Origin of the sequence: Rhizobium sp. SG2393, assembly GCF_042610495.1 — a bacterium.
Taxonomy (GTDB): domain Bacteria; phylum Pseudomonadota; class Alphaproteobacteria; order Rhizobiales; family Rhizobiaceae; genus RU20A.
On the sequence record NZ_JBHGAP010000002.1, the window covers coordinates 401,955 to 427,745 of the forward strand.

Consider the following 25,791-nt stretch of genomic DNA (forward strand, 5'->3'; position numbering starts at 1 on the left):
GGGGCGCGACCTTGCGCTCGCGCCCCCGGCGAGGGGAACGGCTTACTTGTACTGTTCCATGTCGGCAGCCGCCTTCTTCAGCGCGTCGGCCGGCTCGGCCTTGCCGGTGACCACCGACTGGACCATCTCGATGACGACGTTCTGGAAGCCCTTGTAGTCGGTGAAGAGCGGCTCGGGACCACCATAGGTGATGCCTTCGATGAGCGGCTTCCACGACGGATCGGCCTTGACGAATTCGTCAACCTTGGCGGAGGGGCGCAGCGGCGTCAGGCCGGCATCGCCCTGCAGTTCATATTCGCCCTGCGGACCCGGGGAGGTGATAAACTTGGCGAAATCGATCGCCTTGTCCTCGACGCCCGAGCCCTTGAAGATGGCGAGCGAGTCCGTGATGAGCAGCGTGCCCGGACCCTTGGCAGACGGGCCGAGCGGAAGCGTGGTGATGCCCCAGTTGATGCCGGTCTTCTTCAGGCGCGAAGCCGCACCCGAGCCTGCCTGGATCATGCCGACCTTGCCGTCGAGGAAGATCGCGCGGATTTCGTTCTGCTCGTAGGCGGTGGCACCTTCGACGGAGTAGGGCGTGATGTCCTTGTAGGCCTGCAGCGCTGCCAGCACTTCCGGGCTGTCGGCCACGACCTTGTCGCCGTCGATCATCTTGCCGTTGTTGGTGTAAACCCAGTGCATGAACTGGTGCATGGTGTTGTCGAAGGTCTTGGCCGGAAGGCCGTAACCGGCCATGCCGGTCTTTTCCTTGATCTGCTTGGCGAAAGCGATCTCTTCGGCCCAGGTCTTCGGCGGGGTTTCCGGGTCGAGGCCGGCCTGCTTGAAGAGATCCTTGTTCCAGTAGAGCGCCTTGGTCGAGAACGCGATCGGAACACCCCACTGGGTGCCGTCGATGGTCACGGTGTCGACGATGTGCGGATAATAGGAAGCCTTCTCCTCGTCCGTCATCGGAACCGGAACGATCATGTCGTTCTGGGAGAACTGCTTGAGGGTGCGCGAGCCGACATAGGCCATGGCGGCCGGCGAGCCGGAAGCGGCCAGCGTCGTCGCCTTGTCCTGGCACTGTTCCCAGCCCACGACTTCCGGCTTCACGAGGTAGCCCGGGTTCTTGCCTTCCCATTCCTTGATGTACTTCTCATGGATCGGGTCGATCTTGTCGCCGCAATAGATCCAGGAGATTTCCTTGTCGGCCGCGTGCGCGGCGAGGGTGCCAAGGAAGGTCGAGCCGGCCAGGGCAAGGGCGTAGAGGCCCGTCTTGAAAGAAATCGTCACGTTTATGCTCCCACTCTCTGAGGTTGTTTATTGTTTCACCGCGCCGGCGGTCAGGCCGCTGACGAGATAGCGTTGCAGGAAGAAGATCACGACCATGGCGGGCGCGATGCCCACGAAGCTGGCGGCCATGAGTTCATTCCACACGACCTCCTGACGGCCGAAATAGGCGAAGAGGCCGACCGGCAGGGGCATGTATTCGGTTTTGGAATTGAAGGTCAGCGCGTAGATGAACTGCTGCGCATAGGCCCCGATGAAGGTGGTGATGGCGACGACCACGATGCCGGGCATGGCGATCGGGATGATGACCCGCCGCAGCGTGTAGAGATAGCCGGCGCCATCGACATAGGCCGCCTCGTCCAGCTCGCGCGGAATGCGCATCATGTAGGTGCGCAGAAGCCAGATGGCGGAGGGAATGAGGAAGGCCACGCCCGGCACGATCATCGCGAAATAGGTATTCAACAGGCCGAAGGAGCGCATCAGGCGAAAGAGCGGGATGAGCAGCACGGCACCGGAGAACATGTTGACGGCGAGGAAGGCACCGAGAAGCGGTCCACGGCCGCGAAACTCGAAGCGGGCGAAAGAGTAGGCTGCGGGAATGACCAGCACCAGCACGATGGCCGTGGCCACGCCGGAGATCAGGAACGAGTTGAAGATGTACCAGGCAAAGCCTGGCACGCTGACCCACATCGTCCTGTAGGCCTCGAAGGAGCCGTTTTCCGGCCAGAAGCGATAGGGCGAGGAAAAAAGCTGCGCGAGCGGCTTCAGCGAGACCAGGAAGCCTTCCACGAAGGGCGCCAGAACGAAGGTGAGGAACAGCGCGATACCGCAGTAGATCGCAATGATTTCGTACCACTTGTACCGGTTGATCTGGGCGGGAGGATTGATCATCGCTGGTCTCCTGCGGAAAGCTTGTTGATCACGCGGAAGTAGGCCACGGAGAAGATCGACAGGAAGATGCAGATCAGCACGGCGCGCGCGGCACCCTCGCCATATTTGTAGGAGCCGATGGCGGTCTTGTAGGTGTCGATGATCATCGTGGTGGTCTCGCCGTTCGGCCCGCCGCGCGTCAGGATCCAGATGATGTCGAAGGAATTGAAGGTCGAGATCATGGAGATCATCGACATGGTGATCATGGAGGGAACGAGCAGCGGCAGGGTGATCCGACGGAAACGGTAGAAGCGGCCGGCGCCGTCCACCCAGGCGGCCTCGTAGAGATCCTGCGGAATGGCCTGCATGGCGGCCAGCAGGTAGAGCGTGACCATGGGCACGCCGATCCAGACGTCGGTGATGACGGTGGCCCAGAAGGCCGTGGAACCCTGCGCGAGAAAGGCGACGGGACCGTCGACCAGGCCTGTCCGCTGCAGCATGCCGGAGATCATGCCGAACTGGCCGTTATACATCCAGCCCCACATGAAGATGCCGATCGCCATGGGCACGATCCATGGCGGCATGGTCAGGATGCGAAACAGCGCGCGGCCCGGCACGGCGGCATTCAGCATGGTCGCGCCGAAGGTACCGATGATCATCTTGATGGAGACGGAGAAGAAGGTCCAGATGAAGGTCCGGATGATGACTTCCGCGAAGGTCGCGTTGAAGATCTTCGCGTAGTTGTCCCAACCCACCCAGTTCGTCGTCTTCTTCAGCGAGGCATCCGTAAAGGACAGGATGAAGGTATCCACCAGCGGATAGGCGACGATGACAGTGACGTAGAGAAGCGCAGGCGCCAGAAGCAGCCAGGCGAAAAGAACGGCGCTGCGTTGGGTCTGCATCGCTCGCCTCCTTTAAGCGGACTTCGCCCGGGCCGGCTCTTCCTCACCATTGAGGCAGGCGTCGTACTGCGCCCAGACCGGGGCGAGATCCACGACCTTGCGGCCGATGCGCGCCTCGTCCATGGCAAGCGCCAGAATGCCGGCCTCGATGGCGTCCAGCGCGGATACGGGCTGCTTGGCGCCGGTCTGGATAAAGGCGATCACATCCTCGGCCATCTGTTCGTCGGCGCCGTAATGGTGCGAGGTCGCTGACGGCGCGGCATAGGTGTTGGCGATCACCTTCTCGTTGTCGCGGGCGGTATGGACATCGAGAAAGCCGCGCACGAAATCGCCTTCCGCCATGCCCTTGGAGCCGATCACGCAGAAGCGGCGGAACTGGTCGGGCACGTTGAGATTGGTGTGGAAGGTCATCGATGCGCCGTTCTCGTATTCGACGATGGCGGTCTGGAAATCGATAATGTCGCCGTCGCTGTCGAAGACCTTGTCGGCACCCATCCAGCCGCTCGGCTTGCGGTGGTAGAGTTCGAGATCGTTGACGCCCTGGCTTTCCGGGGCATTGGCGGGCACGAAGCTCTTGCGGCCGCCGAAGCTCGCCACGAAGCGCGGCCGCGCGCCGACGACGCCGTTGTAGAGGTCGAGGTCGTGGCAGCACTTTTCCAGCATGAAGCCGCCGGCATAACGGCCGTAGCGGCGCCAGTCCCGCATGAAGAAGGCGCCGTGATAGGGCTCGATATGCTCGGAGGCCTCGATGGAGACCACCTCGCCGAGGCGGCCTTCGGCCTGCGCCTTGCGCAGGTCGCGGTAGAGCGGGGAATAGCGCAGCACGAGGCCGACCAGCAGACGGTCATGGCCGTAGCGATTGAGCAGGCGCGCCAGTTCCAAGCTTTCCGCAATCGAGATGACGATCGGCTTTTCGGTGAAGACCGTCAGTCCAGCCTCGAGGCCGATGCGGATATGGTCGAGATGCAGGTGGTTCGGCGAGCCGATCATGAGGAGGTCGAAGCTCTCGCCGGCAATCAGCGCCTCGGGCGTCTCATAGGCCTTGCCGGGTGAAATGCCGGCTTCGGTCAGGCTTGGCAGGCCGGCGGGCGCGGGATCGACATAGCCGACGATCTCGAAGGAGGGATCGATGTCGCGGAAGATGCGACCCAGATACCCCAAACGAAATCCCAGACCGATGATGGCGACCTTCATGATGGCCACGCTCCCCTTTTCGTAATTTATTTTCACAGCCTGCGGCAATTTCAGCAAACCGTCAACATGGAATCGGAATTTGCCCGAGATCATGAAAATGGTTTTCATAAACACACAAAGAGACAAACCGCTGACGCGCTGATATGCGGCTATGCTGTTCCCGGACGGTGCTTTCTGCGACCCTTTGAGGATCTGCCTGCCCGCCTCGTTATCATCCGTTAACATTTAATACCAAAAAAATGCCAATCGTCCATGGCCCTCGTGAAATTTTTCAAGAATTCATTCACGTCGGCCAGATTTCCGAACGAAATCGAATGCTTGCGTTGGGATCTGGAAAAATTGGTCCGCAAATGGAAAAACAATTGCTGCTGTGGCATTGCGTTGGTATTGTCCATGGATCGAAATGATCGGGGAGCGGCGCATGACGGGATGGCGACGCATACAGGCTCAGCGTGAGACGCATATCCGAACGGTCGGCCCAACGGAGGCCGTTCGCCTATGACCGCTACCCTCCCCTTCGCCGATCTGCAGTCCGTGCGCGGCGGTCCGCTCTATGTGAAACTGAAGAAGATGATCGAGGAGGCCGTCTCCACCGGCCGCCTCCAGCACGGCGATGCGCTTCCGCCCGAGCGCGACATTGCGGATGCCGCCGCCATCAGCCGCGTCACCGTTCGCAAGGCCATCGACGACCTCGTCGACCAGGGCCTTCTGGTGCGCCGCCACGGCTCCGGCACCTTCGTCGTCAAGCCTATTCCGCGCATGCAGCAGCCGCTGACCCGGCTTACCTCCTTTTCCGAGGACATGCGCCGGCGCGGCATGGAGCCCGGCTCCCGCTGGCTCGACCGCGGCCTTTATCATCCCTCGCCTGAGGAGACGATGACGCTGGGCCTTAGCGGCGTGGCCTATGTGGCGCGCATCGTGCGCCTGCGCACGGCCAACGACATGCCGATCGCGCTCGAGCGTACCAGCCTGCCCGACGACCTCCTGCCCGATCCGAACGAGGTGGAAAACTCGCTCTACGAGCTTCTGTCGGCGCGTGACATCCGCCCGGTGCGGGCCAACCAGCGCATTTCGGCCGTGCTGCTCGGCGACGAGGAGACCGAATTGCTGGGCGTGCCGCTCGGTTCGGCGGCCCTGCGCGTGCAGCGCATCGCCTATCTCTCCACGGGGCGTGTCATGGAAGTCTCCACCGCCCTTTACCGCAACGACGCCTACGACCTCGTTGCCGAACTCACCATCGGCGCGTAAAGCCGCCCTCGCACACGCAAAGACATCGACCATGACAACCCTTATGCGCCAGGAAATCGACGACATCCCGAACGTGGCCGCGCGCCTGCTGGCGGATGCCGACCACGCGATCGCGGATGCGGCCGCCAGACTGCGCGAGCGCGACCCCGCCGTGATTGTCACCATCGCCCGCGGCTCGTCCGATCATGCCGCGCATTTCCTGAAATATGCGATCGAACTGGAACTCGGCATTCCCGTCGCCTCCGTTGGCCCTTCGCTCGCCTCGATCTACGAGGCGCCGCTGAAGCTTGCGCGCGGCGCGGCGATCGCCATCTCCCAGTCCGGCGCAAGCCCCGACATCGTCTCGCTTGCCCGCACCGCAACAAGCGGCGGCGCGCTGACGCTGGCGCTGGTCAACACGGTCCCCTCGCCCCTTTCGCAGGCCGTATCGCTGCCGATCGACATCGCCGCCGGGCCGGAGATCGCGGTTGCTGCGACGAAGTCGTTTGCCAATTCCATCGTCGCCGGCCTCGCACTCATCGCCGCCTGGAGCGACAAGCCCGAGCTTCGCAAGGCCGTCGCCGCCCTGCCCGAGCATCTCGACAGGGCGCTCCGCCTCGACTGGAGCGCGCTGGTCGAGCCGCTTCGCCAGTCGGAATCGCTCTACATGCTCGGCCGCGGCCCGACGCTCGCCATTGCCTCGGAAGCGGCGCTGAAGTGCAAGGAAACCTGCGAGCTGCATGCGGAGGCCTATTCCTCGGCGGAAGTGATGCACGGTCCGGTGTCGCTGGTCGCCGCCGATTTCCCGGTCATCGCCTTTGCCGCGCGCGACAGGGCGGAAGCCTCGATCGCGAAGACTGCAAGCGATCTCGCCGCCAAGAAGGCGGCCGTCTATCTCACCTCGACCGAGGGCCATGGACCGATCCGCCTGCCCTTCCTTGAGACCGGCCATCCGCTGACCGATGCGCTGGCGCTCATCGTGCCCTATTACGGGATGGTGGAAGCCCTGTCGCGGGCGCGCGGGCTGAACCCCGATACGCCGCCGGCCCTGAAGAAGGTCACCGAAACGAAATGACCGGCACGTTCAGCGTCATCGGCGCGCGCATCCTGACGGGCGATGCCTTCGAGGACGGCAAGGCGCTTTTGGTCAGCGAGGGCCGCATTACGGCCATCCTGCCGGAAGTGGCGGTGCCCGGCGACATCAGGCGCATCGATGCGGCCGGAGCGCTTGTGGTGCCCGGCTTCGTGGATCTGCAGGTCAACGGTGGCGGCGGCGTGCTGCTCAACAACGACCCGACCGTCGAGGGCATCGCGACGATGTGCGCGGCCCATGCCCGCTTCGGCACCACGAGCCTTCTCGCAACCCTCATTACAGACCGGCCCGAAATCCGCGACCGGACGGTGGCCGCCGCGGCCCAGGCGTTGCGCGATCGTGTACCAGGCTTTCTCGGCCTGCATCTGGAAGGTCCGCATCTGTCGGTCGCCCGCAAGGGCACGCATGATCCGGCCCTGATCCGCCCGATGACGGATGCCGATCTGGCCTATCTGACCGCCGAAGTGACGGATATCGGCGTGAGACTGATCACGGTGGCGCCGGAAAGCGTGAGCGAGGCGCAGGTGCGCGCGCTGGTGGCCGCCGGCTATGTCGTCAGCCTCGGCCACACGGATGTCGGCGCAGAGGCGGCGGCGCGCTATTTTGCAGCCGGCGCCAGCATGGTCACCCATCTCTTCAACGCCATGAGCCCACTCGCCAACCGCGAGCCCGGCGTGGTCGGCGCCGCGCTCGATGCGGGCCCGGTATCCTGTGGGCTGATCGCCGACGGTTTCCATGTCGATCCGGTGGCCATGCGGATCGCGCTGCGCGCCAAGCGCGGACCGGGCCACATCTTCCTGGTCACGGATGCCATGTCGACCATTGGCTCCGACGAGACCGGCTTCGAGCTGAACGGCCGGCAGGTCTACCGCCGCGACGGACGGCTGACGCTTGCCGACGGCACGCTGGCGGGTGCGGATATCGACATGCTCTCCTGCGTGCGCTTCGTACACAAGAGGCTGGAGCATCCGCTGGAAGAGGCGCTCGCCATGGCCACGCGCTTCCCGGCCGAAGCCTGCGGGGCGACCACCAAGGGACGGCTTGCGCCCGGCGCGGATGCGGATTTCCTGCTTCTGTCGGCGGATCTTGCGCTTCTCTCCACCTGGATCGGTGGCCGATGCGTCTTCGACGCCACGAAGGCTGAACCGGTGGCAAGGCCATCATCGGCAAGAGCATCGGGGGCAGGGGCATGATCGTCTGTTTCGACATTGGCGGAACCGCCATCAAGGGCGCGGTCGCACATGCGCCCGACGACATCCGCCCCGTTCCGCGCCAGCCCACCCCGCTCGATGACTTCGACGCCTTCGTCGGTGTTCTCCGAGGCGTGATCGACAGAGCCGGCGCGCGGCCGGACTGCGTGACGCTGTCGATTGCCGGCATCATCGATCCCGACACGCAGGCAGCCGTCGTCGCCAACATTCCCTGCATCCACGGCCGGCCGCTGAAAGCGGATCTGGAAGCAGCCCTCGGCCTTCCGGTTCTGGTTGCCAATGACGCAGACTGTTTCGTGCTGGCCGAGGCCGGCGTGGGTGCGGGGCGCGGCCACCGCGTGGTCTTTGGCCTCATCCTCGGCACGGGTGTGGGCGGCGGGCTCGTCATCGACGGGCGGCTGATCAATGCCGAAGGCGGCTTTGCCGGCGAGTGGGGCCATGGCCCGGTCGCGGCGACGGAAGCGGGCCATCCGCCCGCCGCCCTGCCGCGCTTCCAATGCGGTTGCGGACAGCAAGGCTGCATCGACGCCATCTGCGGCGCGCGCGGCATGGAAAAGCTGCACCACCACCTGCACGGCGAGACGCTGACGAGCGAGGAGATCGTGAACGGGTGGACGGGCGGCGAGGCGCGGGCCTCCCGCACCATCGATGTCTATGTGGATGTGATCGCCTCGCCGCTGGCGCTGGTCGCCAATGTCACCGGCGCGACCATCATGCCGGCCGGCGGCGGGCTTTCGAATTCGGATGCGCTGCTCGCCGAAATCGACAGGGCGCTTCGTCAGCGCATCCTGCGCCGGTTCGACCGGCCGCTGCTGGTAAAGGCCGAATGCGCCATCGAACCCGGCCTGGTGGGCGCCGCCGTGCTCGGTCTCGGCTATCGCCCCGCCTGAAGCGGCGCGGGCGTGATTCCCGCGCTCAGGCCCGCTTGCCATCCAGAATGAGCAGGAGGCCGACGCCGGCAAGCCCTATGGCGCCCCCGAGGATGGATGTAAACCCGTAGTCGCCGAGCCGCGTGCCGATGGCGAAAACGACGGCGCTGAGGCCGGCGCTCAGGCAGATATTGACCGCGATCAGCGAACTGCCGAGACCGGGGCGTTCGGCAATCAGGTTCTGCAGATAGGTGATGGGCAGGCTGATGATGCAGGCGGCGGCAAAGCCGCTCAGCAGCGTCAGCGCATAGGCGTGCCAGGTCTCGGTGATCAGGCCCTGCAGCACCATGTAGAGCACGTACAGCACCGCGCCTGCCGCCAGCGCCTTGACCGGATGCACGAAGCGCTCGCTCATGCCCCAGACCAGGATGAAGACAATCTCGAGCGCCGCGACAATGCCGATGACCACGCCGACATCGCCGACGCTTCCGCCCGCCTTCAGCGTGATGATCAGCGGCCGAACCGCGTCGTTGACATGCAGCATGGAGAAGATCAGTGCGATCGCGATGACGCGCAGCAGCACGCGCGGCGCAGCAACTTCCTTCAGCGAGGCAAGCATGCGGTAGCGCTCGTCGGCCTGCCTTCCCGCCTGCCCCAGAGCTGGCGCCATGAACCACAGCGCCAGAATGAAGCAGACGAGAGCGGAGGCCGCCGACCAGAGATAGGCCGGGAGCATGGACGCAGAGCCCGCGAGAAGAATGCCGACGAGGCCCGGCACGGCGACCCAGGCGAGCGATATGGTCGCGCGCATGGTGGAGTTGACGGCTGTCAGCGCAGCCGGCGACAGATCGGTCGCGGCGGCCCGCACATGGGCGAAGATCAGCGAATTCATCGCCCCGAAGATCGGCAGGAAGATAAGCTTGGCCAGGACGAAGGCCGGCGCACTCGCCGCGAGATAGACGAGCCCGAAGCCGATGACGCCGAAGAGTGAGACGGTGAGGATCGAGGAGCGATAGTCACCCATCCGATCGGCGAGAATGCCCGTGAGCACGCTGGCAACGACATTGACGATCGCGGCTGCAAACATCAGACCGGCATAGGCGCCGTTGTCGAGCCCGATCTCCTTGATGCCGATGATGGAATCGTAAGGCGCGACCGCCGCCCAGCTGAAGCCGAAGAACAGCATTGCCGTGGCGCTGACGCGCAGTCCGGGATCTCGGAGGGCGGAGACGAAGGCGATGCTCATGCCCCCTCCCCGCGCAAACTGTGCATGCTAGGCATCATTCCTCTTCCAGCGGGCCGACGGCAGGGCTTGCGCGGCAAAGTCGAAATCCTTCCGGAAGGGATAGGTCGGGGCCTTGCGCCGCGTGTTCGGCAGCTTTTCGATATCCTGGTTGATGACGCCATCCGTCAGCGCCATCAGGTTCGGATTGGCGATCGGCGCCAGCTCGGGCGAGAGATAGCCGGATTTCACGACAAGGAGCCGCACCGCCTTGGGATCGATCCCGTGGCGATGGAAATCGGCGAGATTGTGGTACGGGCGGCGCTTGGCGGCGAGGATCAGGGTGTTGCCGGCGATCGTGACGACCGCCTGACGGTTGGCCGCGACACCGGGATCATCCAGCCTGACGACGGTGACCTCGGCCCCGACGGAGGGGCTGGCGGGATCGAGCGTGCCGCCGATTTTCAGGCGGAGGGTCGCGCCCTCGCCCGCGGCAAAGCAGGCCTCGACCGCCGGGCGATCCGTAATGCCGCCGATGACCGCACCCTCGAAGCCGCGCGCCAGCAGCGCCTGCAGCACATCTGCGCGGTCGCCCACCCCGCCGCCGGTCGGGTTGTCGCCGGAATCGGCGAGGATGACCGGCCGGGTCTCGGTCCGCTCGGCGATGTCGAGCATGGCGTCGAGCTCGCCAGTGACGGGGCCGAATTGGAAGTCGGCGCGGGCATCCCAGTAGGAGCGCGCGATGGTCTCGGCCACCGTGGCGGCCGCCGCCCTGCCCACGGCGGTCACGACGGCGCAGGCCGTGCCGCGCGGCTCGTCGGCCCAGACATAGCCGACCATCAGGTTCGCATCCCAGATGCCCGGCACCCGATCGTGGTCGGGCAGCACGGCGTAGAGGCTCTTCGCCGGCTCGTCCTCCGTGGAGGTCCGCTCACCGGGCAACAGCACGGGGACCGGCGCCCAGACGACGCCCGGCTTTTCGCCGGTCCTCAGCGTCCTGACAAGCATGGACCAGGCGCGAACCATGGTCTCGCGCACGTCGATATGCGGCGCGGTGCGGTAACCGGCGAAAATGTCGAGCTGGTCGATGATGCGCTGGGTGACGTTGCCGTGCAGGTCGTAGCTCGCCGCAACCGGCACATCATCGCCGACGACAGCGCGGGCGGCAGAGATCCAGTCGCCCTCGGCATCGTCCATGCCCTCGACATTCATCGCGCCGTGCATGGCGAGATAGAGCCCGTCGATCGGAAGGGCGGCGGAAAGACGCTCAATGAACTCCGCCTTGAAGGCTTCGTAGGTGTGGCGCGCCACCGGGCCGCCCGGCGTGGCCCGGGCATGCAGCAGCGGCAGGTGCTCCAGCCCCTCACCATCCAGAAAGCTGAAATAGTCGGCAGCCAGCAGGTCGGCTCCACGCAGTACGGTGAAATCCTCTCGCTGCATCAGCACGGGCGAAGAGGTCGAGCATTCGGTATGGATGCCGCCGACGGCGATACGCAGGGCCATGGGTCCTTCCTCATCCGATCAAAGCTGCGGCAGCAAGGGCGCGATGGCGGCAAAGCGCAGCCAGTCCTTGCGCGCTGCAGGCGTCCAGGCGGCTTCGGCCACGGCGCCGAGGCGGGGGAAAACGAGGTGGTTGAAGTAATCCCGGTTGAGGAAATGCTCCGTCCAGATGCAGGCCTGAACCCCGCGCATCCGCGCCTTCAAATCTTCGGGGAACGCGCCGACCGCTTCATAGGTATAGCTGTGCTTCGGCGGCACGGTGCCTGCCCAGCTTGCGCCCGGCTCCTGGAAGGCTTCGTCCTGCACCATGTCGAGGTAATAGGCCTGGCCGGGGGTCATCACCACGTCATAGCCCTGTCGGGCCAGTTCCACGCCCACCTCAGGCTTCTGCCAGGCCATCAGCAGCGTGCCCTCCGGATCCACGCCGCCGCCGTGGCTGACCTCGTCCCAGCCGGCGAGCCTGCGGCCGCGCTCGGCGAGCATCGCCTGGATGCGCTTCATGAAATAGCTCTGCAGGCCGAACGTTCCCTCGATCCCTTCCTTCTGCATCAGCGCCCGCGCCAGCGGCGAGGCCATCCACGTATTGGCCGCCACCTCGTCGCCGCCGATGTGGATCAGCTTCGAGGGGAAAAGCTCAACCATCTCGTCGAAGACCTTGCCGAGAACGGTATAGGTCTCCTCGATCGCCGGGTTCAGCGCATTGTTGGGGAAGCCTTGGACGGAACGGTAGCTGTCGGGCGCCTCCTGCCCATCGACGAGGTCGGGCAGCGCCACCAGCATGGCCGTACTATGGCCGGGAATGTCGATTTCCGGCACGACTTCGACGCTGAACCGGCTAGCATGGGCGACAATGGCGCGCACCTCGTCCTGGCTGTAGAAGCCGCCGACGGGTTCCGCCCCGTTGCCGAGCTGCGGCAGCAGGGGCTCGTCCGGCCCGCGCAGCACGCCCGTTGTCGTCAACGTCGGATAGGCCTTGATCTCGAGGCGCCAGGCCTCGTCGTCGCTGAGGTGCCAGTGGAAGACGTTGAGCCGGATCCACGCCATGATGTCGATGAGGCGCGTCACGTCGCCGGTCGGATAGAACTGCCGCGACACGTCCAGATGGCAGCCGCGCCAGCCATAGCGCGGTACGTCCTCGATGGTGCCCGTGGCGGGGAAGGCGAAGGTGCCCGGCTCCTTGCGCGCGCCATGCAGCAGCTGCGCCAAGGCCGTCAGACCGTATTGCCGGCCGGCCGCGCCGCCATGGGCGAGCTCGATTTCCGCGCCAAAGGTCAGGCGGAAGGCCTCCGCACCGAGGCTCGCTTCTTCGGAGAAACGGATCGCCTTGCCGCCATGGGCAGGCGTCAGCGAGAAGGGCTGATGGCCGATCTCGAAGAGCCGACGGTAGAGCGCGCCAACAGCCTGCATGGCCTGCCGGTCGGCAAGGCTCGCGCCATCCGCCGGATAGAGTGCAACCGGCACGGCATCGCCGGCGACCAGCGTGGCCGCGGATGGCCAGGGCAGGAGGTGGAAGGGCTCCGTCACCTCCCCTTTCGGCATCAGCACCGGCGCCGGTTCCGGCGCGCGGCCCGACAGCAGCACGTCATCGACGCTGACATCCACGTGGCGGCCGTCTGCGAGCGTCAGATAGGCCGACTTCGCGCCATCTGTTCGATGCTTCGCCGGCCGCCAGAGGGGCGCAACGGTGAAGCGCCAGCTCTCACCGGGCTGAAGCACGAGGCCTTGTGGCGGGGCGAACTGGTGGAAATTGGCGTTGCGGCGCAGAAAGACGGCATTGTCGCAACGCGCCTCCTCGGCATCCTTGATGCGCGTCAGCGTCGTATAGGCGAGCTTGAAGCCGCCAAGCGGCGCATCGGACAGATTGACGAGGGTAAAGACGAAACGTCCGCAAGGATCGCCATCGACGGGCTCCCATGCGTTTTCAAGGCGATAGACAGCGTCGGCCATGCGGCTCCCCTTGGGCTCTCTTGGTCTGCGGATCAGTAGTGTTCGGACTGGGAAAAGGTGCGGGCGAGCTCCGTCTGACCGGCCGTCAGGCCGCAATCGACGGGCAGGCAGACGCCGGTGATCGCCCTTGCCTGATCGCTCGCGAGGAAGAAGACGGCGTTCGCCACATCCTCGGCGGTGGCGATGCGCTGCAGGGCATACCAGCGCTTGGCCTCTTCGAAGACATCCGGGTTTGCGGCGGCACGCGCTTCCCAAGCCTGGGTGCGCACCGTGCCCGGCGCCACCGCATTGGCGCGGATGCCGAACTTGCCGTATTCGACCGCAACGAGCTTCGTATAGTGAATGAGGCCGGCCTTGGCGGCGCTGTAGGCGGGGTGGCCGAAGACCGCCATGCCGTTGACCGAGGCGATGTTGACGAGCGATCCGCCCACCTGCTTGAGGTCGTTTTCCAGCGCCCGGAAGGTCAGGAAGGCCGCCTCGAGGTTCAGCGCCGCATCCTTGCGCCAGATGGCGGCGTCTGTGTCGTGCAGGCTAACCGCGCGCGCCGCACCCGCATTGTTGACCAGCGTATGGACCACACCGAGCCCGGCGATCGCCTTTGCCATTTCCGCAACGCTGACCGGGTCCGTGACATCGGCGACGAGGGGCGTGAAGCGCTCCAGCAGCCCGAGGTCGGCAGCGGCCCTGGCAACGGCGGCAGCGTCGATGTCGACCAGCACGATCCGGTCATGGCTGTCGGCGAGGCGGGCGGCGATGGCACGGCCGATGTCGCCGGCGGCCCCGGTCACGACGGCGAGTGTCTGGGTCATGTCAGTCTCCGAGAACCTGGCGATCGTCTTCGTCGCGATGTTCGATCAGTTGTTGCTTGATGTGGCGCAGCGTCACGGTGGAGAGCTTGCGGTTGCGATAGGCAGCGAGGCTCGCGATCACGTCCACCACGGCGAGATAGGCGAAGCGCGTGGAGGTCGGCCGGAAGATATTGTCGCCCTCCGGCAGGTCGATGCCGATGACGAGTTCGGCCGCCGCGGCGACGGGACTGTCGCTCTGGGTGAGTGCGATCGTGGTGATGCCGTTGTCGTGCGCCAGACGAAAGCAGCGCGCCAGCTCCTGGTTGCGGCCGGAAAAGGACGAGCCGATGATCACGTCGTTTGTCCCGGCCGCCGCCGTCAGCATCAGTTGCATATTGTGGTCGTTGCTGGCGGTGATGCGCGAGCCGAGGCGAAACAGACGGTTCTGCAATTCGCCGGCAATCATCGAGGAATTGCCGCCCGAGCCGAAGGCATAGACCATCTCGGCCCGCGCCAGCCGGTCGGCCACCTTTTCCAGCACGGCGGGGTCGAGCGCCCGGTGCATCAGGAAGAGCGCGTTCTGCGCCTTGGTGATCACATCCTCGGCGACATCGGCCGGCTCCGTGCTTTTCGCTTCCGGGTTCAGATAGCGCACGCCGACGAAGGAGGTCTTGGCGAGCGACACCTTGAAATCGGAAAAGCTCTGGCAGCCAAGCCGACGACAGAAACGCGTGACCGTGGGCGGCGAGACGGCGGCACGCTCGGCAAGCTCGATGATGGAGGCGCCGACGGCAAAGTCGAAATCACCGAGCAGGATGTCGGCAATGCGCTGTTCGGAGGGCGAAAGCTGCGCCCGCTCTTCCTGCAGCGTTGCAAAGATATCCATCCGTCCCGCATCCTCAGCCTGAAAGTGCGGCCTTGCCCGTCAGCCGCCCGTGCCATTTTCCCCGCCCTCAATCCTTCGGCTTGTAGGCGACGCAGTCGATCTCGACCTTGCAATCCACCATCATGGCCGACTGCACGCAGGCGCGCGCCGGCGGGTGTTCGCCGAAATACTCCTGGTAGATGCGGTTGAAGCTCCAGAAGTCGCGCGGATCATCGAGCCACACGCCGCAGCGCACGACATGCTCGACACCGTATCCGGCTTCGTGAAGAATGGCGATCAGGTTGGCGATGGCCTTGTGGGTCTGTTCCACGATGCCGCCATTGATGATCTCGCCGTTTTCCATGGCCACCTGGCCGGACACGTGCAGCCAGCCATCGGCCTCCACGGCCCGCGCGAAGGGGAGTTTCTGACCGCCCGCGCCACTCTGGACGGCTCCGTAACGCTTGATCGACATGGCGCCTCTCATGGAAATTATTTTCGTCAATGATTGACAATGGACCATATTGCACGGAATTTGACCAGAGATTTTCGCCAATCATGAAAACTATTTAGATGGACAGCTCGAAATGCGTGATCCTTTCCTGAATCCCTTCCCCGAAAACGACCCGGCGCGACGCGCCATCTGGGAGATGCTGGTACCGCGCGACATCGATGCGTTTCTGGCTGCCGACTGGTCGATGGTGGCAGGCGATTTCGTAGAGGAAGGCTTCATCGGCATTTCCGGCAACAGGGATCCGAACCCCGACAACTGGACGCTCGCCTTTCCCAACCTTTCCGCCTATCGCGACGAGTGGCTGCGCCAGGCCGAAGACTTCCGCAAGAGCACTTACGCGGAAGACCCGCGCACCGCGATCTTCACCACCACGACGCTGGAAGAGATCGAGATTGCTGGCGAGACCGCGCTGGTGCGTAAAAAATTTGCCGGCGGCATCCGCAAGCCGGACGGCGAACTCGACGTCATGCAGTGGCAGACGCTTTATTATTGCCGCCTTCATCAGGGACGCTGGAAGATTTCCGGCTTTACCGGCTACTTGCCGAACCCGATGGGTGTTCGCTAAGCCGCCTCTCCACTTTCGGCCCCTTCCCAGCCCGCGAAAGACGAAGCCTTGCGCATTTTCACCGCAGCCCTCGCAACGGAAACCAACACCTTCTCGCCGATCTGCATCGACCGGCGGGCTTTCGAGGACTCGCTCTATGCGCCGCCCGGCCAGCATCCGGCCACGCCAACGCTCTGTACCGCGCCCATTACGGTGGGACGGGCGGTCTGTGCGCAAAAGGGCTGGACCCTGATCGAGGGCACGGCTGCCTGGGCCGATCCGGCCGGACTCATCAACCGGCAGGCCTATGAAGGTCTTCGAGACGAAATCCTCGACCAGCTGCGCGCCGCCCTGCCCGTCGATGCCGTCGTCATGGGCCTGCACGGCGCCATGGTCGCGGATGGCTATGACGATCCCGAGGGCGATCTCCTCACCCGTATCCGCGAGATCATCGGCCCCGATATCCTGCTCTGCTCGGAAATCGACCCGCACAGCCACCTGACGGCCAGGCGCGTCGCGGCTGTCGACTTCTTCGTCGCCTTCAAGGAGTTTCCGCATACGGATTTCGTCGACCGTGCCGAAGATGTCTGGCGGATCGCCGTCGATACGCTGGAAGGGCGCGTCACGCCGGTCATGTCGGTCTTCGACTGCCGGATGATCGACGTCTTTCCGACCTCGCGCGAGCCGATGCGTTCCTTCGTGGACAATCTGAAAGCCATCGAGGCTGCCGATACGGATGTGCTGTCGCTCTCCGTCATCCATGGCTTCATGGCCGGCGACGTGCCGGAAATGGGCACGAAGACGATCGCCGTCACCAATGGCAAGCCGGAAAAGGGTGCGGCGCTGGCGCGCCGGCTCGGCCTTGAGCTCTTTTCCAAGCGTGGCACTTTCCTCATGCCCTCGATGGATGAGAAGGAAGCCGTGTCACGCGCGCTTGAAAGCGACAACGCTCCGGTCGTCATCGCCGACATGTGGGACAATCCGGGCGGTGGCACGGCGGGGGATGCGACCGTCGTGCTGGAGGAATTGCTGGCGCGCGGCGTGGACAATGTGGCGATCGGCCTCATCTGGGATCCGATCGCCGTGCAGATCTGCATGGCCGCCGGCGAGGGCGCCGAGATCCCGCTGCGCTTCGGCGCAAAATCTGCACCCGGAACCGGTCATCCCGTCGATGGCATGGTGAAGGTGGTCAGGCTGAAGCGCGATGCCGAAATGCGCTTCGGCGACAGCATCGCGCCCTTTGGTGACGCGGCGCATATCCACTATCGCGGCATCGACATCGTGCTTGGCAGCGTGCGCGTGCAGAGCTACGATCCCTCACTCTTCACAGCGCTCGGCATCGATCCGACCGCCAAGCGCATCCTGGTGATCAAGTCCACCAATCATTTCTACGCCGCCTTCTCGAAGATTGCGCGTGACATCCTTTATTGTTCCGCCGGGACGCCCTATCCCAACAACCCCGCAACGACCCCCTACCGGAAGGCGCGGCGGGACATCTGGCCGATCATGGCCGATCCGCATGGCAGCGAGGCCGCCTGATATGACATTCGAAACGAACCCCGTCGGCCGCTCCCTTCTCGATCTGTCGACGCCGCTTCCCGTGATCGACGAAGACCGGATGGCCGCGAATATCGCCCGCGTGCAGGATTACCTCACCGCCCACGGCCTCGCCTTCCGCCCGCATATCAAGACCCACAAGATCCCGGCACTGGCAGAGGCGCAGGTTGCGGCCGGCGCGCGGGGCATCAACTGCCAGAAGATCAGCGAGGCTGAGGTCTTCGCCGACGCCGGTTTTCAGGACATCCTGATCACCTTCAACATTCTGGGCGCAGAAAAGCTTGCCGCGCTTTCCACCCTCAACGACCGCATCTCGGACCTGAAGGTCGTCGCCGACAGCCGGGTTACGGTTGCAGGTCTGGCCGCCTATTTTTCCGGCCGCAAGCCGCTTGCCGTGCTGGTCGAGTGCGACACGGGCGGCGGGCGCTGCGGCGTTCAGACGCCGGCGGAGGCAACGGCACTCGCCCGCGCCATTATCGGCCATGAGGGCCTGACATTCGCCGGGCTGATGACCTATCCGAAAGCGCAGACGGAAGCCGCCGTCGAGCACTTCTTCGCGTCCGCCATCGCCGATCTCGAAAAAGACGGCATTCCCTGCCCAATCCGCTCAAACGGCGGCACACCGAGCCTGTTTTCGGCCCATCTCGTGCCATCGGCCACGGAGCACCGGGCCGGAACCTATATCTACAACGACCGCTCCATGGTGCGCGCCGGCCATTGCACGCTGGAGGACTGCGCCATGCATGTTCTCGCCACCGTCGTCTCCCGCCCCACCCCGGACCGCGCCATCCTGGATGCCGGGTCCAAGGCGCTGACATCGGACCTACTCGGCTTTTCCGATTACGGCCTGATCATCGACTATCCCGAGGCCGTCATCACCGGCCTTTCCGAGGAACATGCCAATGTGGATCTGTCGAAGATTACCGGCCCGCGGCCGGAGATCGGAGACAAGGTCCGGATCGTTCCGAACCATACCTGCGTCATCTCCAACCTCTTCGACAGCATGACCTTCCACCGCGACGGCATCGTCACCCGGGTCGAGCCGGTGACAGCGCGCGGGCTTGTTTGGTAAGTACAAACGTACCAATTCGCCACACTGTCCAGCAACGCCTTGGTGTCACAAGGGCTGCGGTCTTATGCCGGCTTCAGCGCTCTTCCCAGTCATCCCGCGCAAGCGCGGTGTTGCCGGCTACCTGTGGTCTGGCCTTTGATCGCGTCGCCGCTGGCTGGTGAGAGGATCCGTACGCGCCGGTCTTCGACAGGGGCTCCCCGGCTGATGACGCGGCCGTGCCTGCACGGAAACGGGCAACGAGCGATTTCAGCATCTGCGCCTCGTCGTTGAGGGCCATGGAGGCGGCTGTCGTCTCCTCGACCATCGCAGCATTCTGCTGCGTGACCTGATCCATCTGGTTGACAGCAGCGTTGATCTCCTTGAGGCCCGTTGCCTGCTCGGAGGCCGAGGAGGAGATCTGCCGGATGAGACCGTTGATCTGGATGACCTGCCGCGCGATGTTTTCGAGCGTGCCGCCCGCCTTTCCGACGAGATCGACCCCTTCGCGGACCTGAACCTCGGAGGTGTTGATCAATGTCTTGATCTCCTTGGCGGCACTGGCCGAGCGCTGTGCCAGTTCGCGCACTTCCTGGGCGACGACGGCAAAGCCCTTTCCGGCCTCGCCGGCGCGGGCTGCCTCGACACCTGCATTCAGAGCAAGGAGATTGGTCTGGAAGGCGATGTCGTCGATGACGCCAATGATGTTGGAGATTTCCTGGGAGGAATGTTCAATGCCGTGCATGGCGGCGATTGCCTTCTGCACGACTTCTCCGGATCTGCTCGCGTCCTCGCTTGCGGCATCGACGGACCGGGCGGCAACACGGGCATTCTCTGCGCTGGCATTGACCTGCGAGGTCAACTCGTCGAGTGCGGCTGCCGTTTCCTCCAGGCTCGCGGCCTGCTGTTCGGTCCGCTGGGAGAGATCGGCTGCACCCTTGGAGATTTCGCTGGTTCCGCCGCCGATGTTGCCGACGGATGTGTTGAGCGTCCGGATCGTCTCCTCAAGGCTTTCGATGGCGGAATTGAAGTCGGTCTTCAGCTTGCCATATTCGCCCGGAAACTCGCCGGAGAGCCGGAAGGTGAGGTTGCCGGAGGAAAGCTGTGCAAGGCCATCTCCAAGACGGGAGACGATATCGCGCTGCAGGGCACCGGCTTCCGCGCGTTCGAGTTCTGCACGGCTGCGTTCTGCTTCCGTCAGACCTCGCTGGGCGCTGGCTTCTGCCTCCAGGCGCTTGGTGTCAGCAAGCTGGTGACGGAAGCCTTCGAGCGCCTTTGCGACCGCACCGGTTTCGTCCGAACGGTCCTGTCCACTGATCGGCTGGGTGTAGATGCCGTTGCTGAGCGTCCCGACATCGCTCACGAGGCCTGCGAGAGGCTTCTGGACGAAGAGGCGCACGGCGAGGAAAAGTGAGCCGACGGCAGCGAGAAGGATGAACAGGCCTCCGAGGACCAGCACCATCGTCTGCTGATCGACAATGGCAGACACTGCCGCGACCGGCACGTCTTCCACAATCGCCCACCGGGTTTCAAGGCCGGCAAGCTGGAAGGGGTAGATGACGCGGTAAACCGCACCGCCATCCGCGCCGACCGCATGATGGATCGTCAGCGTTGCGCCGCTCGCAATCGTGGCCATGACAGCCTCGGCATTTTCGGCAGCGTAAGGCTTCGTGATCAGAGACGGCTCGGGCGCGGTCAGCCATTTGCCGGAGGATGACAGAAGATAGACGCGCCCGTCGCCGAAGGGCCGTTCGTTCTTCAGCGAATCCGCCAAGGTTCCGAGAACGATATCGACGCCCGTCACACCAATCAGTTTGCCGCCGACTTGAACGGGCTGGGTTACGCTCATCATCAGGGCGTTGTCGGCCTGGTCCTCCTGATAGGGTTCGGTCACCTCGCCCTTTTTCGATGTTGCCGAAAGCTTGAAATACTCTACGGAGTAATCGATTTTCTCGGGGCGAATGAGCGTCGGCTCGCCATTCGAACGCACCCAGTAGGGGGTGAAAACACCGCTTGTGTTCGTGCCCTGGCGCGCGTCATCGAGCGGCCCCACAGCCCCGTCGAAACCTTTCTCCTGTTCGAGCATCCACGCGCCAAAAACGAGATCGAACTTGTCGAGATAGGTCCGCAGGAGATCATTGACAGACGCGCGGTCGAGGGCATGGGCGGCGATGCCGCGCTCCATCACGCCCGACAGGGAGAGGGTCGCCGCAGATATGGCGCCGAGCTTTGTGTTGAAGTCGCGCGCAATCGCCTTGGCGTCAGCCTCTGCCTGCGCAAGCGTCGCGTGGACGGCCTGTTCGCGGACCTGAAAGATAACGATCGTAAAGGTGATCGCGAGAAAGCTCGCAATCGCGAGCGCTACGACGGAAAGGAGCTTGACCGCGAGCGATCTCGATCTGGCGGGCTGCATATTATCCTCTTAATCTGTCGATTATCCTAAAATCTGCGTAAGATTGACAATGCGTGTTTAATTTTCGGTGAAGCAGAGACGTGAGGGGGTGCATTAGGGATTTATTTTTTACCTTGGATTTAGACGGCGCTTTGTCAGATGAGCGCGCAAGGGACGTTGACGGGCGCGGAACAACCATCATAAAGGTTAAAGTTAACGTGAAGATGCAGCAAATCCTGACAGGCATACCAGGCCGGGAGTGAGTTTTTTGAGCGCCAAAATCGCGACGCCGCATGCAAAGAAGACCTGGCCCTTCTATTGGATCAGCAGGGTCGACCAGCGGTACGTGCAGGTCCTTGAAAAGCGGCTGAAGCCGATCGGGATCGACGCGCCACGGTGGCGGGTTCTCATGTCGCTCAGGGAGGATACCCATCTGTCGGTCTCGGAGATTGCTGAATTCTCCGCTATGCGGCTCAACACCACCACCAAGGTCGTTCAGCGCCTTGCGGCCGACGGCCTCGTGGCGACACGCGTTCGCCCGACCGATGCCCGGGCGACGGAGGTCAGCCTGACAGCTGCCGGCGAACGCATGGGCGCGCTGGCACTGGCGGAGGTGCGCGACATCTTCGACATCGCCTTCCGCTCCGTCAGTACCGAGGAGATGGACGTGCTGAACGGCATTCTCGAGAAAGTCTTCGACCAGCTCAAACGCATGTGAGGCTGATACCCGTTACAAGACCGCCTGTGACTGCAGGTGATGGAAGTGCCTTCCGAACCAGATCAGGCCTTCTGGCTGATCCGAGTGCAGACGGACCGCATCGACTTCGCAGGTCAGGACCGAATGCGAACCGACCGATCTGACATCGATGATCCGGCAATCGAAGGCAACCTCGGCGTCATCGAGGACCGGAGCTCCCGTCTCCAGGGTAAGCCAGCCCGCACCATCAAAACGGTCGCCGACATCCTTGCTCGCAAAACGCCGCGACAGATCCTGATGGCGCCCCGCCAGAACGTTGACGGCCAGAACGCCGTTTTCGATAAACAGGTCATGGCAGCGAATGCCGCGGTTGACGCACACGATCAGCGTTGGCGGGCTATCGGTGACAGAAACCACGGCAGATGCGGTCATTCCGTGGCGTCCGGCAACGCCGTCGGAGGTCAGCAGCGTCACGGCTGCGCCAAGTCGGCTCATGCCTTCGCGGAAGGTCAAGGCGGCTTCCGTCGGTTGAGACATCGTCATGCAATCCTCCTTTGCGCCGCGGCGCTTTAGACATCCAGAACCAGTTTTGCACCGCAAGAGCGCGAGCAGCAGGCGCAGATCATCGTCCCTTCCTCCCGCTCGTCATCGGTCAGGAATTTGTCGCGATGGTCGGGCTTGCCTTCCAGCACGTCGGTCACGCAGGTGCCGCACACGCCTTCCTCGCACTTGACCTCCACCTTGACGCCGGCTCTGGCCAGCGCCTTGGCGATCGTATCCTCGGGCCCGACCGTGACGGTAATGCCGGAACGGCGGGCTTCCACCTCGAAGCCGGCACCGGATGTATCGACATCGGCGGAAAAGTATTCGCGGTGCACATTGGCCGGCGCATGGCCGGCTGCCTCAGCGGCCGAAATCACCCAGTCCATGAAGCCCTGCGGGCCGCAGACGTAGAGATGTGTTCCAGCTGCCGGCTTCGGCAGATCGCGGGCAAGATCAAGCCGCTGCGCGGCTGGCTGGTCGTCGAAATGGAAGACGACGCGGTCAGCCCAGGGTGCGGCGGCGATCATGTCGCGAAACGCCGTCACGCCCTCGGAGCGTGTGCAGTAGTGGAGCACGAAGTCGCGGCCGAGCGCATGCAGCCGCCGCGCCATGGCCAGCATCGGGGTGATCCCGATCCCGCCGCCGAAGAGGACGGTCCTGTCGGCTTCTTCGGCGAGCGGAAAATGATTTCGCGGTCCCTCGACCTCGAAAGCCACGTCCGGCCGGGCGAGACGGTGCACGGCGGCGGAGCCCCCACGCGTCTTGGGATCGAGCAGAACGCCGATCTCGTAGAAGCCGGTCTCGGCCGGGTCGGAGCACAGCGAATACTGTCGCCACAGATCGATCGCTCCGTCTTTCAGCCGCAGGTCGAGATGCGCGCCGGCATCGAACGGCCTGAGCGGCGCACCGTCGGCACGTGTCAGGCGCAGGCGCAGGATATTGCCGGGTTCCTCGAACCGGTCGGCGATTTTCAGGGTCAGACGTTCGCTTGTCATAGTCCACCTCACCGCATGTAGATGCCGCCATTGACGTCCCAGCAGGCGCCATTGACGAAGGCTGCCGTTGGGCCAGCCAGAAGAGCCACCAGTTCGGCCACGAAGACGGGATCGCCGAGATGTCCGACCGGAATGCCGGCAAGCGCGCCCGCCATCTTCTCCGGCGTGATCACCGAGCGGACCATTGGCGTGTCCATAGGGCCGGGCGCGATCGCATTGCAGGTCACGCCGAAGGGGGCGAGATCGCGGGCGAAAACCTTGGTCAACGTCAGGATCGCGCCCTTGGAGGCCGCGTAATGGGCACCCGTTGCCGTGCCGCCGTTCTGCCCCGCCAGCGATGCCAGATTGACGATGCGGCCGAAGCCGCGCGCCTTGAAATGGCGGCCGAAGATCTGGCTGCCGGCAAAGGTGCCGCCGGCATTGGTGGCGAGCACCGCGTTGAAGTCGGCGGGGTCGATCTCAAGCAGTGGCTTGACCGCGGTGCGGGCGGCATTGTTGACCAGCACCTCTACCGAGCCCCAGCGCTCGACGCATTTGTCGAGCACATCCTGGAAATCCCCAGGCTTCGACACGTCGAGCGTTGCCGTGACCGCCGTTTCGCCGGCGAGGTCGAGTTCGGAGGCGAGCGACGTGCCCGCCTCTGCCTCCACGTCGGTGATGACGACGCGAAAGCCGGCCCGGTGCAGTGCCCGGGCAATCTCCGCCCCGAGGCCACGGGCTGCACCCGTGACGACGGCGGTCTGGATCTTTTCGGGAAGGGGCGCCGCCATCAGAACAAATAGCTGAACGAATTCAGCATCCCATCCGAGTTGAGGAGGCGCACCACCTTGGTGCGGATCCGGAAGCCTTCGGCCTCTGCCACCAGCACGTGGCGGACATTCGCCGCCCAGATGCGCTGACGGCCGAACTTGTCTTCGACCACCTGCTCGGCGCTCGAAACCGTCACCGTATCGCCCTCGACGCTGTCGATGACGAAGCGGGAAACGGTCCGCACGGTGCGCGCCGGCGGGGCGGAGGAAATCGAAAAGCCCTGCTGGAACCGCTGGATGCGGTCGCGCCGCATGCGATCATTGTCGTGGCAGAGGTTGAGCTGGTTGTCGTAATCCTCCCCCTCTCCGATCGGCAGCGTGTAGAAGCCTTCGGGGATCCACAGCGCCAGCCAGGCGTCGTAGTCCTTGCCGTCGAGCAGGGCGGCCTCGGCCCAGAGGAAGGCGCTGACCTTCTGCAGGAGCGCCAGATCGTTGTTCCTGATCATCATGTTCATACCGACATCATCCTCTTCCACATGTGATAGGCGGCGCGCATACCCGTCTCGGCACTAATGTGGCCACGCGGACCGAGTTCGCCGGGGGTCTCGTCGATGAGGCCGCGATTGACGAGGATCGGCAGGTCTTCCCCGCCCTTGGTGCCGCGCTGCACGCGCTCCCAGACCTCGGCATCGTCGGGCGAACCGAAGCCCATCGGCCCCTGGAAATGTTCGTGCAGACGCAGCCGCACGCGGTTGGCCGCCGCCGGCCCGCCATCCATGCCGAGGGCGATGTGGCGGACATCGGTGCGCTCGACGTTCACGGGGGTCAGGACCCGGAAGAAGGCAAGCGAGAAGGAGACGTTGGGGAAAAGGTTGAGGTTGAAGCCCGCACCGCCGACGGCACGCACGATCTTCTTCACCTGGTCCTCCGGATAGCCCTCGCCGCGCAGCTCCTCGACGAGCGGCAGGAAGCGTTCCTCGACGGGATCGTCGAGATTCTCATCCAGATCGATGCGCTCGGGGATCATCACCATGACGGAGTGGCCGTTGCCGAGATCCTCGACAAAGCCCTTGCCGGTATCGAGGAACTTGAAGGCTTCCTCGGCGTCACCATCCAGCGACTGCATGAAGCTCTTGTGGACGACCGGGAAGTGATAGGCGTCGGTGGTGTTCTCGAGCTGGATCTTCCAGTTCATCGGCACCGTGAACTGGTGCTCGCCGAGCACCTTCACCGGAAAGCCGCCGCCCTGCTTCATGAAGAGATCGATGTAGCGGCAGACGCCCGGTCCGAGGAAATCGATGAGCGGCTCGATCTCCTCGTTGAACGTGGCGAAGATCATGCCGGCATAGCTTTCGGTGCGCAGTCTCTTCAGCCCATGCGCGCCCCTGTCGAAATCCTCGCCATATTGTTCGGGATAGGGCAGGCCGCGCAGCGATCCATCGAGGCCATAGCCCCAGCCGTGATAGGGGCACTGGAAGGACGAGGTCTTGCCCTTCTTGACCTCGCAGACGGTGGCGGCGCGGTGGCGACACCGGTTGACGAGAACGTTGACCTCGCCCTTGCGGTCGCGCACCACGATGACGGGCTCCAGGCCGACATGCGAGAGCTTGAACGATCCCTTGTCGGCGAGTTCGCTATCATGGGCGACCCAGACCCAGGTGCGCTTGAAGATGCGCTCCATCTCTTCCTTGAAGAGGTCGCCATCCTCGTACATCGAGGTCGCGACCTTCGCTTCCGGCGAATAGAGCGCGTCGAGATCGCTGAATTTTTCTGCTGCGTGCACCATGGCTGCTCC

Annotated in this window: 24 protein-coding genes; 8 read left to right on the top strand and 16 right to left on the bottom strand. The window is 64.1% G+C overall.

Features of this window, described 5'->3' with window-relative positions; all coding sequences use genetic code 11:
• Positions 1 to 42: 42 nt before the first annotated feature.
• The 4 genes from ACED18_RS10510 to ACED18_RS10525 are packed head-to-tail and all read right to left on the bottom strand — an operon-like array spanning position 43 to position 4,235.
• Entirely contained in the window at positions 43 to 1,272 is a 1,230-nt protein-coding gene (locus ACED18_RS10510) for an ABC transporter substrate-binding protein (protein ID WP_377291824.1), read from the bottom strand.
• Positions 1,273 to 1,299: 27 nt separating this feature from the next.
• The gene (locus ACED18_RS10515; protein WP_377291826.1) at positions 1,300 to 2,160 is read right to left on the bottom strand and encodes a carbohydrate ABC transporter permease; all 861 of its coding nucleotides are present in this window, start codon (positions 2,158 to 2,160) and stop codon (positions 1,300 to 1,302) included.
• On the bottom strand, positions 2,157 to 3,041 hold the full coding sequence (locus tag ACED18_RS10520) for a carbohydrate ABC transporter permease (RefSeq protein ID WP_377291828.1): 885 nt from the start codon (positions 3,039 to 3,041) through the stop codon (positions 2,157 to 2,159). The genes ACED18_RS10515 and ACED18_RS10520 overlap by 4 nt, the downstream gene beginning before the upstream one ends.
• A gap of 12 nt (positions 3,042 to 3,053) precedes the next feature.
• Positions 3,054 to 4,235: a Gfo/Idh/MocA family oxidoreductase gene (locus ACED18_RS10525; protein ID WP_377291925.1), complete on the bottom strand. Its 1,182-nt coding sequence runs from the start codon at positions 4,233 to 4,235 to the stop codon at positions 3,054 to 3,056.
• 498 nt (positions 4,236 to 4,733) lie between these two features.
• Here ACED18_RS10525 and ACED18_RS10530 point away from each other — a divergent pair, with 498 nt between their 5' ends.
• The 4 genes from ACED18_RS10530 to ACED18_RS10545 are packed head-to-tail and all read left to right on the top strand — an operon-like array spanning position 4,734 to position 8,656.
• Positions 4,734 to 5,483: a GntR family transcriptional regulator gene (locus tag ACED18_RS10530; protein ID WP_377291830.1), complete on the top strand. Its 750-nt coding sequence runs from the start codon at positions 4,734 to 4,736 to the stop codon at positions 5,481 to 5,483.
• A gap of 31 nt (positions 5,484 to 5,514) precedes the next feature.
• Positions 5,515 to 6,537: an SIS domain-containing protein gene (locus ACED18_RS10535; RefSeq protein WP_377291832.1), complete on the top strand. Its 1,023-nt coding sequence runs from the start codon at positions 5,515 to 5,517 to the stop codon at positions 6,535 to 6,537.
• Positions 6,534 to 7,748, top strand: a complete 1,215-nt coding sequence (gene nagA / locus ACED18_RS10540) for an N-acetylglucosamine-6-phosphate deacetylase (RefSeq protein WP_377291834.1) — start codon at positions 6,534 to 6,536, stop codon at positions 7,746 to 7,748. Before ACED18_RS10535 ends, nagA begins: the two co-directional genes overlap by 4 nt.
• Complete coding sequence (locus ACED18_RS10545; protein WP_377291836.1) at positions 7,745 to 8,656, top strand: ROK family protein; 912 nt, start codon at positions 7,745 to 7,747, stop codon at positions 8,654 to 8,656. Before nagA ends, ACED18_RS10545 begins: the two co-directional genes overlap by 4 nt.
• A 25-nt stretch (positions 8,657 to 8,681) precedes the next feature.
• Here the strand turns inward: ACED18_RS10545 and ACED18_RS10550 are convergent, their stop codons facing one another.
• The 6 genes from ACED18_RS10550 to ACED18_RS10575 form a co-directional block, all read right to left on the bottom strand.
• The gene (locus ACED18_RS10550) at positions 8,682 to 9,881 is read right to left on the bottom strand and encodes an MFS transporter (RefSeq protein ID WP_377291838.1); all 1,200 of its coding nucleotides are present in this window, start codon (positions 9,879 to 9,881) and stop codon (positions 8,682 to 8,684) included.
• 27 nt (positions 9,882 to 9,908) lie between these two features.
• The gene (locus tag ACED18_RS10555; protein ID WP_377291927.1) at positions 9,909 to 11,354 is read right to left on the bottom strand and encodes a M81 family metallopeptidase; all 1,446 of its coding nucleotides are present in this window, start codon (positions 11,352 to 11,354) and stop codon (positions 9,909 to 9,911) included.
• Positions 11,355 to 11,378: 24 nt separating this feature from the next.
• Positions 11,379 to 13,304 (bottom strand): beta-N-acetylhexosaminidase, encoded by a 1,926-nt coding sequence (locus ACED18_RS10560; RefSeq protein WP_377291840.1) that lies wholly within the window; start codon positions 13,302 to 13,304, stop codon positions 11,379 to 11,381.
• A gap of 32 nt (positions 13,305 to 13,336) precedes the next feature.
• Entirely contained in the window at positions 13,337 to 14,113 is a 777-nt protein-coding gene (locus tag ACED18_RS10565) for an SDR family oxidoreductase (RefSeq protein ID WP_377291842.1), read from the bottom strand.
• A gap of 1 nt (position 14,114) precedes the next feature.
• Positions 14,115 to 14,978 carry a MurR/RpiR family transcriptional regulator gene (locus ACED18_RS10570; protein WP_377291844.1) on the bottom strand — a complete coding sequence of 288 codons (864 nt, stop codon included), beginning with the start codon at positions 14,976 to 14,978 and terminating at the stop codon, positions 14,115 to 14,117.
• Positions 14,979 to 15,045: 67 nt separating this feature from the next.
• On the bottom strand, positions 15,046 to 15,432 hold the full coding sequence (locus tag ACED18_RS10575) for a RidA family protein (protein WP_377291846.1): 387 nt from the start codon (positions 15,430 to 15,432) through the stop codon (positions 15,046 to 15,048).
• Positions 15,433 to 15,544: 112 nt separating this feature from the next.
• On the opposite strand from ACED18_RS10575, the gene ACED18_RS10580 reads away from it, so the two are divergent.
• Genes ACED18_RS10580 through ACED18_RS10590 form a run of 3 tightly spaced genes read left to right on the top strand, consistent with a single transcriptional unit; the run spans position 15,545 to position 18,644 of the window.
• On the top strand, positions 15,545 to 16,036 hold the full coding sequence (locus tag ACED18_RS10580; protein WP_377291848.1) for a hypothetical protein: 492 nt from the start codon (positions 15,545 to 15,547) through the stop codon (positions 16,034 to 16,036).
• Positions 16,037 to 16,084: 48 nt separating this feature from the next.
• A complete protein-coding gene (locus ACED18_RS10585; RefSeq protein WP_377291850.1) occupies positions 16,085 to 17,554 on the top strand; it encodes a M81 family metallopeptidase in 1,470 nt (489 codons plus the stop codon).
• 1 nt (position 17,555) lies between these two features.
• Complete coding sequence (locus tag ACED18_RS10590) at positions 17,556 to 18,644, top strand: D-TA family PLP-dependent enzyme (RefSeq protein ID WP_377291852.1); 1,089 nt, start codon at positions 17,556 to 17,558, stop codon at positions 18,642 to 18,644.
• A 73-nt stretch (positions 18,645 to 18,717) separates the two neighbouring features.
• On the opposite strand, the gene ACED18_RS10595 is transcribed toward ACED18_RS10590, so the two are convergent.
• Positions 18,718 to 21,033 (bottom strand): methyl-accepting chemotaxis protein, encoded by a 2,316-nt coding sequence (locus ACED18_RS10595; RefSeq protein WP_377291854.1) that lies wholly within the window; start codon positions 21,031 to 21,033, stop codon positions 18,718 to 18,720.
• Positions 21,034 to 21,280: 247 nt separating this feature from the next.
• Between ACED18_RS10595 and ACED18_RS10600 the strand changes: the two genes are divergently transcribed.
• Positions 21,281 to 21,730 (top strand): MarR family winged helix-turn-helix transcriptional regulator, encoded by a 450-nt coding sequence (locus tag ACED18_RS10600; RefSeq protein WP_377291856.1) that lies wholly within the window; start codon positions 21,281 to 21,283, stop codon positions 21,728 to 21,730.
• 12 nt (positions 21,731 to 21,742) lie between these two features.
• On the opposite strand, the gene ACED18_RS10605 is transcribed toward ACED18_RS10600, so the two are convergent.
• From ACED18_RS10605 to ACED18_RS10625, 5 genes are read right to left on the bottom strand one after another with little or no spacing between them, the layout of a single operon-like run.
• On the bottom strand, positions 21,743 to 22,222 hold the full coding sequence (locus tag ACED18_RS10605; RefSeq protein ID WP_377291858.1) for a flavin reductase family protein: 480 nt from the start codon (positions 22,220 to 22,222) through the stop codon (positions 21,743 to 21,745).
• A gap of 56 nt (positions 22,223 to 22,278) precedes the next feature.
• Positions 22,279 to 23,247 carry a PDR/VanB family oxidoreductase gene (locus tag ACED18_RS10610; RefSeq protein ID WP_377291860.1) on the bottom strand — a complete coding sequence of 323 codons (969 nt, stop codon included), beginning with the start codon at positions 23,245 to 23,247 and terminating at the stop codon, positions 22,279 to 22,281.
• Positions 23,248 to 23,255: 8 nt separating this feature from the next.
• Entirely contained in the window at positions 23,256 to 24,017 is a 762-nt protein-coding gene (locus tag ACED18_RS10615; RefSeq protein WP_377291862.1) for an SDR family NAD(P)-dependent oxidoreductase, read from the bottom strand.
• Positions 24,017 to 24,511 carry an aromatic-ring-hydroxylating dioxygenase subunit beta gene (locus ACED18_RS10620; RefSeq protein WP_377291864.1) on the bottom strand — a complete coding sequence of 165 codons (495 nt, stop codon included), beginning with the start codon at positions 24,509 to 24,511 and terminating at the stop codon, positions 24,017 to 24,019. The genes ACED18_RS10615 and ACED18_RS10620 overlap by 1 nt, the downstream gene beginning before the upstream one ends.
• Positions 24,508 to 25,782 carry a Rieske 2Fe-2S domain-containing protein gene (locus tag ACED18_RS10625; protein WP_377291866.1) on the bottom strand — a complete coding sequence of 425 codons (1,275 nt, stop codon included), beginning with the start codon at positions 25,780 to 25,782 and terminating at the stop codon, positions 24,508 to 24,510. Before ACED18_RS10625 ends, ACED18_RS10620 begins: the two co-directional genes overlap by 4 nt.
• Positions 25,783 to 25,791 lie beyond the last annotated feature (9 nt).

Bases quoted from the DNA above. Each gene is read 5' to 3' on its own strand.
- ACED18_RS10515 (WP_377291826.1), bottom strand. From the start codon at position 2,160: ATGATCAATCCTCCCGCCCAGATCAACCGGTACAAGTGGTACGAAATC.
- ACED18_RS10520 (WP_377291828.1), bottom strand. From the start codon at position 3,041: ATGCAGACCCAACGCAGCGCCGTTCTTTTCGCCTGGCTGCTTCTGGCG.
- ACED18_RS10525 (WP_377291925.1), bottom strand. From the start codon at position 4,235: ATGAAGGTCGCCATCATCGGTCTGGGATTTCGTTTGGGGTATCTGGGT.
- ACED18_RS10530 (WP_377291830.1), top strand. From the start codon at position 4,734: ATGACCGCTACCCTCCCCTTCGCCGATCTGCAGTCCGTGCGCGGCGGT.
- ACED18_RS10535 (WP_377291832.1), top strand. From the start codon at position 5,515: ATGACAACCCTTATGCGCCAGGAAATCGACGACATCCCGAACGTGGCC.
- nagA (WP_377291834.1), top strand. From the start codon at position 6,534: ATGACCGGCACGTTCAGCGTCATCGGCGCGCGCATCCTGACGGGCGAT.
- ACED18_RS10545 (WP_377291836.1), top strand. From the start codon at position 7,745: ATGATCGTCTGTTTCGACATTGGCGGAACCGCCATCAAGGGCGCGGTC.
- ACED18_RS10550 (WP_377291838.1), bottom strand. From the start codon at position 9,881: ATGAGCATCGCCTTCGTCTCCGCCCTCCGAGATCCCGGACTGCGCGTC.
- ACED18_RS10560 (WP_377291840.1), bottom strand. From the start codon at position 13,304: ATGGCCGACGCTGTCTATCGCCTTGAAAACGCATGGGAGCCCGTCGAT.
- ACED18_RS10565 (WP_377291842.1), bottom strand. From the start codon at position 14,113: ATGACCCAGACACTCGCCGTCGTGACCGGGGCCGCCGGCGACATCGGC.
- ACED18_RS10570 (WP_377291844.1), bottom strand. From the start codon at position 14,978: ATGGATATCTTTGCAACGCTGCAGGAAGAGCGGGCGCAGCTTTCGCCC.
- ACED18_RS10575 (WP_377291846.1), bottom strand. From the start codon at position 15,432: ATGTCGATCAAGCGTTACGGAGCCGTCCAGAGTGGCGCGGGCGGTCAG.
- ACED18_RS10580 (WP_377291848.1), top strand. From the start codon at position 15,545: ATGCGTGATCCTTTCCTGAATCCCTTCCCCGAAAACGACCCGGCGCGA.
- ACED18_RS10590 (WP_377291852.1), top strand. From the start codon at position 17,556: ATGACATTCGAAACGAACCCCGTCGGCCGCTCCCTTCTCGATCTGTCG.
- ACED18_RS10595 (WP_377291854.1), bottom strand. From the start codon at position 21,033: ATGCAGCCCGCCAGATCGAGATCGCTCGCGGTCAAGCTCCTTTCCGTC.
- ACED18_RS10610 (WP_377291860.1), bottom strand. From the start codon at position 23,247: ATGACAAGCGAACGTCTGACCCTGAAAATCGCCGACCGGTTCGAGGAA.
- ACED18_RS10615 (WP_377291862.1), bottom strand. From the start codon at position 24,017: ATGGCGGCGCCCCTTCCCGAAAAGATCCAGACCGCCGTCGTCACGGGT.
- ACED18_RS10620 (WP_377291864.1), bottom strand. From the start codon at position 24,511: ATGAACATGATGATCAGGAACAACGATCTGGCGCTCCTGCAGAAGGTC.
- ACED18_RS10625 (WP_377291866.1), bottom strand. From the start codon at position 25,782: ATGGTGCACGCAGCAGAAAAATTCAGCGATCTCGACGCGCTCTATTCG.